7 protein-coding genes are annotated in these 8,266 nt (G+C 34.8%); 3 read left to right on the plus strand and 4 right to left on the minus strand.

Going from position 1 to position 8,266, the window contains the following annotated elements; translation table 11 throughout:
- Positions 1-25 precede the first annotated feature (25 nt).
- Positions 26-610: a hypothetical protein gene (locus EA412_14205; GenBank protein TVR76174.1), complete on the minus strand. Its 585-nt coding sequence runs from the start codon at positions 608-610 to the stop codon at positions 26-28.
- Positions 611-667: 57 nt separating this feature from the next.
- Complete coding sequence (locus EA412_14210) at positions 668-1,651, minus strand: class I SAM-dependent methyltransferase (protein TVR76175.1); 984 nt, start codon at positions 1,649-1,651, stop codon at positions 668-670.
- Positions 1,652-2,120: 469 nt separating this feature from the next.
- Here EA412_14210 and clpB point away from each other — a divergent pair, with 469 nt between their 5' ends.
- Positions 2,121-4,736: an ATP-dependent chaperone ClpB gene (gene clpB / locus EA412_14215; protein TVR76176.1), complete on the plus strand. Its 2,616-nt coding sequence runs from the start codon at positions 2,121-2,123 to the stop codon at positions 4,734-4,736.
- A 171-nt stretch (positions 4,737-4,907) separates the two neighbouring features.
- The gene (locus tag EA412_14220; protein ID TVR76177.1) at positions 4,908-5,306 is read left to right on the plus strand and encodes a DUF4345 domain-containing protein; all 399 of its coding nucleotides are present in this window, start codon (positions 4,908-4,910) and stop codon (positions 5,304-5,306) included.
- A gap of 58 nt (positions 5,307-5,364) precedes the next feature.
- On the opposite strand, the gene EA412_14225 is transcribed toward EA412_14220, so the two are convergent.
- Positions 5,365-5,973, minus strand: a complete 609-nt coding sequence (locus EA412_14225) for an RNA methyltransferase (protein TVR76178.1) — start codon at positions 5,971-5,973, stop codon at positions 5,365-5,367.
- A gap of 190 nt (positions 5,974-6,163) precedes the next feature.
- Between EA412_14225 and EA412_14230 the strand changes: the two genes are divergently transcribed.
- A complete protein-coding gene (locus EA412_14230) occupies positions 6,164-7,585 on the plus strand; it encodes a DEAD/DEAH box helicase (GenBank protein ID TVR76179.1) in 1,422 nt (473 codons plus the stop codon).
- Positions 7,586-7,855: 270 nt separating this feature from the next.
- On the opposite strand, the gene EA412_14235 is transcribed toward EA412_14230, so the two are convergent.
- Positions 7,856-8,266 (minus strand): hypothetical protein (locus tag EA412_14235; protein ID TVR76180.1); only part of this gene is annotated, 411 nt, incomplete at its 5' end.

The raw sequence follows: 8,266 nt of genomic DNA on the forward strand, positions 1-8,266 counted from the left end.
AGAACTTTATAAAAACAGTTTTAAGTTAAAACAAAAACCCGGTCCTTAAAGTAACAAAGTAAAAGTTTTGATTGACTTCTATTATATTAGATTCACTTGCTTCAAAACTTAGTTTTGCCTGTTGATAGGTTAAGTTTATATTGATTAAAAAATCGACATTTTCTGAAATCACTAATTTCCCACCAAATCCGGGACTTAAGTACAAGCCTCCTTTGTAGGAATAAGATAAATTATGGTCAAAAATGTGATTTCTGGCAAAAGCATACCCGGCATAAGCTGTGAAAAAAGTAGTATTTGCATTTTCTGTTAAATGCACCCTTACTCCGGCACTTAAAGGCAAAAAAGTTTCTGTGCTTAATCTTTTAAGAGATACAGCAGTGCCAACTGAAAAGCGCTCATTCCATTTAATTGATGGTGCATAGCGAATTCCGTATCCGGGTGACATAATAATATTATCAGATGTTAACTCTCCCCCTATTATAAACTTCCCTTCTACAATATGCTCAAGCGAAATCCCGGGTTTTTCTTTTTCAGTTGCAAATACTGAGCTTACAATTAAAGATAAACAGAGTGTTATTGAAAAAATTCTTGAAAAAAATAATAGATTCATATAACTAAATATAGTGCAAAGTTAACAAATAATTAACATTTTATATTGCAGCTCTATTTATTTACTGTAAACCCCAAAAATCAGATTAGATGGTTCACTTTTCAAAAACTCATCTTCTTTTTCAAAAATATACTTCAATAATTGTTTAGTTTCTTCATCATCATTAAGGAAATTATGAGCGATATCTTTAAAATATAACATCACTATATTCCCGCCCAGCTCTTTTTCCTCAATCGTTTTAAAGTACTTCTCCAATGCCGGTCGGATATTATTTGATTCAACAGCTTCGGAAGGGTCAGAAATTATCATTCGCAATGCTCCGGGTCCGCTAACTTTTGATTTTATCTTTTCTGAATGCAAACGCTTTTTATATTTTTCAGGGGTGTTGTTCAATAAATCGTTGGTAAAATCTATCTGTTTTTGAGTCCATTGTAATCTTTTTGGACCAGCATAATCATGGATAACCAATATTCCATTTTCCTTCAAACATGCTTTAATTTTTTGTAATAATTGAAAAACATGTTTAAAATGATGCAGAGAAGAATGAAAAAGCACAACATCATAATGGTCTTCTTTAAACTTCATTTTATTGATATCGGAAGCTTTAAAACTCATGTTAGTCAAACCTTTTTCAATAGATTTTTCATAGGCATACTCCATGAGCGATTCAGATAAATCTATACATTCTACCTCTTTGAAAACAGGATTTGAAGCGAAGTTAAACTCTCTTTGAGATGTACCACTGCCCAATGATAATAATGTAACATCCGATTTGTCTTTCAGAAATTTGTCTATCACGTAAGCTTCATAAGACTCTTCCTTACTTCCACTTATCTTTATTTTCCAACGCTCCTGCAATTCCGGAATAATCCAAAAATTAGAGCCGCTGTGCGTATGCTGACTAAAGGTGCTTTTTGTACGGTTTGCAGGACTCAGATTTAACTTAGTTAAAAAGTAAGCCCCTCCTTTTTCGTAAAACTTTTCCCTTATATCAATAAAGTCATCTTTGGTAAATAATCTCAAGTGATTCGTTTTAGACAAAAGTAACTATTTTATCATAGATTTTCAGATGATTAAAAGCTTTGAGATAGTTGTTTTTCTTAAAAGTATGATGAATAAAGGTTTTTCAATAATTATCATTTTTTTAGAAAATTGCCGCTTTTTTCTCAATATTTCTCAATCTTTTTTTGTGTTAATTTTGTTACTTTAAAAAATCAAATACTTTTAGCCTTAAAACACTTATATGAAAAGCATTTTTAGTTATATAATCCGATTATTTACCCCCGGTGCAGAAAAGGATGAAAACAAAAACATTCAGCGAATGCATATGATTAATCGAATTGCTATAGTGGCATTTTTACTGGGAATTATCATTTTAGTCATACGACTCACCATCTAAAGTGTCGTTTTGTCACTTATGTTTTTATTTATCAGTGTCGTTTTGTCACTTTTAGCACTAAACTAAAAATGGAAAGTTTTTTGATATAAGATTATTAAAAAAAACACAATGATGAATTTGAATCAATTTACCATAAAATCTCAGGAAGCTTTACAAAAGTCTCAGGAAATTGCCATGAGCAATCAACATGGAATAGTAGAAAACTTACATATTCTAAAGGGCTTGTTAGTCAGTGATGAAAGTATTTGCGGTTTTTTATTGAAAAAAAATAATGTAGAAGTCGCTTTGGTTAATCAATTGATAGACAAAGCTCTAAAAGACCAGCCAAAGGTTAGCGGCCAAACAAACATATACCTTTCTCAGTCGGCAAACAGAACCTTAATCAAGTCAGCTGAGGTGGCTAAGAGTTTTAAAGATGATTTCATATCTCTGGAGCATATTTTAATTGCCTTGCTTGAAGGCAATGATAAAGCAGCTGAAATTTTAAAATCACAGCAACTCAACCGAAAAAATATTGAAGCAGCTATTAAAGAATTACGTAAAGGCAGTCGGGTAACCGATCAGAATGCTGAAGCCAAGTACAATGCTTTAGGTAAATATGCCATTAATCTGAATAATTCTGCCGAACAGGGAAAGTTAGACCCGGTAATCGGGCGGGATGAAGAAATTAGAAGAGTTTTGCATATACTTTCCAGGAGAACAAAGAACAATCCGATTTTAGTTGGAGAGCCCGGAGTAGGTAAAACAGCTATTGCTGAAGGTATTGCACACCGAATAGTTAATAAGGATGTACCGGAAAATTTGAAAACAAAAACCATATTCAGTCTGGATATGGGCGCATTGATAGCCGGAGCAAAATATAAAGGTGAATTTGAGGAGCGATTAAAAGCAGTTATTAAAGAAGTTGTTGATTCTGAAGGTCAGGTAATCTTATTTATCGACGAGATTCATACTTTGGTAGGTGCCGGAGCATCTGAAGGTGCAATGGATGCAGCAAATATCTTAAAACCGGCATTAGCGCGCGGAGAACTTAGAGCAATTGGCGCAACCACAAATAATGAGTATCAGAAATATTTTGAAAAAGACAAAGCATTGGAAAGAAGATTTCAGAAGGTGTTAATTGATGAACCCAATGAAGAAGATGCTATATCGATACTCAGAGGCTTAAAAGAGCGCTATGAAACCCACCATAAAGTTAGAATTTTAGATCAGGCAATTGTGGCTGCCGTTCAATTATCAATACGCTATATCAATGATCGGTTTTTACCGGATAAAGCTATTGATTTAATAGATGAAGCTGCAGCAAAGCTAAGACTTGAGATGGATTCATTACCGGAAGAATTAGATGAGCTGGAAAGAAGAATTCGTCAGTTAGAGATTGAAAGAGAAGCTATTAAGCGTGAAAAAGACACCAAGAAATTGGATGAGTTAAAAAAGCAAATTGCCAATTTATCGGCTGAAAGAGATGAATTAAAAGCTAACTGGCAGTTGGAAAAGGAATTTGTAGAGCAAATTCAAAAAAAGAAAGAAGAAATCGAGCAATTAAAGCACGAAGCTGAAACTTACGAGCGACAAGGTGATTATGGCAAAGTAGCTGAAATACGCTACGGAAAAATAAAAGAATGTCAGGACAACTTGATTGAGCAGGAGAAAAAACTTGCTGAGCTTTCTGTAGAAAACAGGATGATGAAAGAAGATGTGGAAGCTGAGGATATTGCCTCTATAATAAGTAAATGGACCGGTATTCCGGTAAATAAAATGCTGGAAACTGAAAAGTCCAAGTTGTTAAATTTAGAAAATGTATTAAGCAAGAGAGTAGTTGGTCAGGAAGAAGCAATAGAAGCTGTTTCTGATGCCATCAGGAGAAGTCGTGCGGGCTTGCAGGACCCCAAGAGGCCCATTGGGTCATTTATCTTTTTGGGAACCACAGGAGTCGGAAAAACAGAGCTTGCCAGAACCTTAGCCGATTACCTTTTCGATGATGAAAATAATATTACGCGCATAGACATGAGCGAATACCAGGAACGACACTCTACTTCCAGATTGATTGGTGCGCCTCCCGGCTATATAGGCTATGATGAGGGCGGACAATTAACCGAGGCTGTGCGTAGAAAACCCTATTCAGTAATTTTGCTGGACGAAATTGAAAAAGCGCATCCGGATGTATTTAACCTTTTGTTACAGGTGCTGGAAGATGGCGTTTTAACTGATAATAAAGGACGAAAAGCAAACTTTAAAAACAGTATTATAATAATGACATCTAATTTAGGCTCTGAAATTATTTTACAAAACTTTTCAAATGCCGGTGAAGATGAAGATTTGTTTGCGGTTTCAGAAACCACCAAAGTGGAAGTAAATGAATTACTCAAAAAAACAATCAGACCTGAATTTTTGAATAGAGTTGACGATATAATTATGTTTAAGCCGCTTATCAGAAAGCAAATGAATGATATAGTCAAAATCCGGTTTGAAGAATTTCGTAAGATTGCATTGAAGGAAGGTATACAATTAAAAATTACTGAAGAAGCCATCGAGTGGCTTGCTACAAATGGTTACGACCCTCTTTTCGGTGCCAGACCATTGAAAAGATTAATGCAAAAAGAAATCTCTAACAATCTGTCTAAGGCAATTTTGAGAGATGATATTGACAAAGACCATGTGGTGATGGTAGATTCCTTTGAAGATGAAATAGTTTTCAGAAGAGAAAATGAAAAAATAGACCTGTAAAAAAGCTTGTCTGTTTCGGACTAAAACTTTACAGGCAAGGACTTTATTAGCTTTTGAAAAACCGGAAAATAAGATTTTATTAAAATTATTTTGAGCTTAATTTAGGCTTTCTTTTATCTTTAGATTTTTAATGTATTTTAGTGTTTTAAAAGAGGTTGAAATAACTTTACAATGAAGCACTTGCCATTCGTTTCTCTCATACTAACCGCTATAATTTACGCTGCATTTGGAATTGCCTTCCTTATTTCCCCACAAATAATTGAATTGAGCGGCATCACAATTTCTGATTCAATTGGAGCTATAGAAATACGGGGATTCTATGGAGGCCTTGAAGTAGGGATAGCTTTGTTTTTTGGACTTTCCGCTTTTAATAATCACTGGCACATACCGGCTTTGCTTTTACAATCTCTCTCTTTTGGAGGAATGGCAGCCGGCCGGCTAATTGGAATAATTCTTTGCGGCTGTTGGTCACCACTGATTATTGTGCTAATGGCTGCTGAAACCACAGGCATGTTAGTTGGTATAATAGCTTTTAGGCAAACGAAAAAATACAACTACGTTAACCTTTAAACTTTTTTCATAGATTCATTATAAATATTTGAAAATCTGACAGTTAGATTGTGTTACTTCAATCTCTTTTTCTATCTGTTTCACGCGTTATCCAATTAGAAAAAATTTCTTTACGCACATTTTGAGTCTCTGCACTCCCCTCTTCATAAAAGCCTTTTTGCAATCTTTGTCTTTTTGCTTCATATAAGCTGACTGCGCAAGCAACAGAAACATTTAAACTATCGACCATGCCTGACATAGGTATCCAAAAGTGACCGTTACAATGTTTTAATGCTTGAGGAGAAATGCCATAACGTTCATTTCCAAAAACTAAAGCAACAGATTTGGTTAAGTCCAGTGTATAAAGTGAATCAGATTTATCGGAAATATGCGTAGCAAGAATGTGTTCATACTTTTTTTTCACTGCCTGAAAGCAACTTTCTGCATCACTAAAAAGTATGGGATTTACCCATTTTGCTGCGGATGAAGAACTACGTTTTCCAAGCGGTTTTCGCCTGAAAGCATCTATTTCATCAATAACGTATACTTCCGGAACGCCTACAGCGTCACAGCTTCGCATGATTGCATAAACATTATGAGGGTCTGCGATATTTTCCATAACAACTGTCAAATCGGGTTGTCTTTTAAAGGCTACTTCTTGAATTCTGTCTCTTCTTTCAGGTAACATACTAAAAATTAATAAAATAAAAGGATAAAAAAAGTGATGCAAAGTAAGAAAAATAAAATTAATTCATTACCTTTGCACCAAATTTAGTATTCACCCGGAAGTTGAATTATCTACCTGCACCAATCACGGTTATTTCTAACCACGGCATTGTTCCCGGTACTGCGTTCTATCGCCGGATAAAAAAAGTTACATGTTAACATTCAAAGAATTAGGCTTAAAGCCTGAAATTCTTCAATCACTTGAAGAAATGGGATTCGAACGTCCTACACCAATCCAGGAAAAGGTTATTCCTCAGTTAATTGAATCAAATAATGATTTAATTGCTTTGGCACAAACCGGAACCGGGAAAACCGCTGCATTTAGTTTGCCGGTATTACAAAAGATTGACCAGGATAATAACCAGGTTCAATGTATTATTTTAAGCCCGACACGTGAGCTTTGTTTGCAAATTTCTAAAGACATTAAGGCCTTTACGGCCAATATGCCTTTTTTAAGTACGCTGGCAGTTTATGGTGGAGCTGATATTTCAAAACAGATTACCGGATTGAAAAAAGGTGCACACATAGTTGTGGGTACTCCCGGCAGGACCATGGATTTAATTAATCGTGGGAAATTAAACCTGAATACGGTACGTTTTTTAATTTTAGACGAGGCTGATGAGATGTTAAGTATGGGTTTCAGAGATGATTTGGACGCTATTTTAGCTCAAACACCTGCAGAAAAGCAAACTATGCTTTTCTCAGCTACTATGCCTACCGCAATTAGAAGCCTTAGCAAAAAGTACATGCACAAAACCATAGAAATTTCTGCCGGCAAAGAAAACTCCGGAGCTGAAAGTGTCGAACACTTTTATTATATGGTAAATGATCGCGACAGATATTCTACATTGAAAAGAATTGCAGACATCAATCCAAGTATTTATGCTATCGTTTTCTGCCGTACCAGACGTGAAACTCAGGAGATTGCAGATAAATTAATGGGTGATGGTTATAATGCTGATTCACTGCACGGTGATTTATCTCAACCGCAAAGAGATTTAATTATGCAGCGTTTCAGAAATAAGCGTTTGCAAATTTTAGTAGCAACGGATGTGGCTGCAAGAGGACTTGATGTAACAGAGCTTACACACGTTATCAACTACAACCTTCCTGATGAATCAGAAGTATATATTCACCGTAGCGGTAGAACTGGAAGAGCCGGCAAAAAAGGTATTTCTTTAGCAATTATCAGCAAAAGAGATGTTTATAAACTAAAACAGGTAGAAGGTAAATTAAAACGTAAGTTTAAGCATTTACAGGTTCCTACCGGTAAAGAAGTTTGTGAAAGACAATTGTATAACATAGCTAATAAGCTAAAAGATATGCAGGTTAATGAAAGCCAGATACAGCCTTATATGCAAAATGTATATGAACTGCTTGGCGAAATGTCAAAAGAAGACATTATCAAAAAACTAGTTTCTTATGAGTTTAATAAATTTTTAGACTATTATAAGAATGCCGGTGATTTGAATGTGAATGATGACAATCGCAAAGAAAGAAAAAGACCACGCGTTCAGGATAAATTCCGAAAAGGTGGTGGCAGAAAAAGCTTTTCAAGACAAAGAAGAGGATAGTAAAAAAGCCCTGGAGTATAACTTCAGGGCTTTTTTAATGTCAAAAATCTGCTGCAGTTAATCGCAAGTACACTATTGGTAGCTTTGCTTAATATATTTAATTTAAACATGTTTTGAATTACAGTGCTCATGCAATATATCAGTCTTTTTTAGTTGGCTGATATATTGGAACAGATTAGTGGCTTTCTTCTTAAAAACTATTCAGCCGGTTAAAGCCAACGACAATGGATAGGTAAAACTCAGTTTTACTTTAGATTTAAAAAATTGTTTTTAAAATCTCCTCTCCACTTTATATACATTGACAATATTTTCTTCCTTAATTTCTTCAAAAAGCAAGACTTCGTCTTTTAGCATAAGAAAGCCTATATTTACCTCATCAGGTAGCTCTCCGTCTTTTACATGTTTTTTCAAAAGTTCGGAATGAGCAATCAGCCAGGGAGAAGCAGGCGAATTGTTATTTGTTCGTTTTAAAAAATAATAGAAAGGCCTTGTCCACAAGTTGCTTTTTGCTTTTATCGTATTATTATATGCTTTATCACTTCTTCTTGATACATAAAGACCTTCATCACTATTGATTCTAAATAGAATTTCATCATTAAAATTCTTAATAAAATAGCTGTGAATGTTTCTATAGGCAACAGACGGTACACTAAAATAAGAAAAAATAAAAACATCATTTTC

Source organism: Chitinophagaceae bacterium (assembly GCA_007695095.1).
Classification (GTDB): domain Bacteria; phylum Bacteroidota; class Bacteroidia; order Chitinophagales; family REEL01; genus REEL01.